This is a genomic window from Polaromonas sp. P1_G4, from assembly GCF_056405475.1.
In genome coordinates, this window is the sequence record NZ_JBFUCA010000995.1 from 1 (window position 1) to 719 (window position 719).

General features: G+C 54.5%; 1 protein-coding gene and 1 pseudogene. Both read left to right on the forward strand.

All coding sequences use genetic code 11. The annotated features are described in order from the left end of the window. Nucleotides 1-298, forward strand: a pseudogene (locus AC1D1X_RS24965) (ABC transporter substrate-binding protein); the annotation flags it as partial. Between the two features lie 14 nt (nucleotides 299-312). Beyond that, a partial coding sequence (locus AC1D1X_RS24970) for a helix-turn-helix domain-containing protein (RefSeq protein WP_477699583.1) occupies nucleotides 313-719 on the forward strand: 407 nt, incomplete at its 3' end.

The window sequence follows — 719 nt, forward strand, 5'->3', positions numbered from 1 at the left end:
GTCCAGTAAGACCTCCACGCTCATCAGGGAAATGCAGGAGGACCACAAGAAATTTGGCGTACCAGGATCTGATTTGAACCTGGCAGTGACTGAAGGCTACATTGCGGCCAGGGTGCTGACCGAAGGCCTGAAACGCGCCGGACCGAATCCCACTTCCGCAAAACTGAAACGTTCCCTGGAGTCATTGAGGGATTTAAATCTCGGCGGATTCTCTGTTAATTTTTCCCCGACAAATCACTCGGGCTCGTCGTATGTCGACATCATCGTACTGGGCCCTGACGGTAGAATGCTTCGCTAACTCAAACATACCCGTTGAAGCAAGCCAGCGGCAAGAAGGCAATGGACTATAACGTAGCGTCGGTAGATGAAGCACTCGGCTTATTGATGCTTGTAGCCCAGAACCCCGGCCTGGGTGTGACCGAGCTTTCCAAAAGATCTGAAATTACCAAAGCCAGGGCGTTCCGCCTTTTGAGCACACTGGAACGGCGCGGTTTCGTGCAGCGATCGGGTGACGCTGCGACCTACCATCTCGGCTACAACGCATTGCTTGTGGGGTTGGCTGCCGACGAACAGGTCAGCCTGGTCAGGCAGGCCAGCAAATATCTTCAGCAGCTGGCCAGCAAATTCAACGAGATTGTGCAGATCCGTGTCCGTGACGGCTTTGAATCCGTCTCTGTGGCCCGATGGGACTCCACCCATGATGTTCGCATCCACGGGTC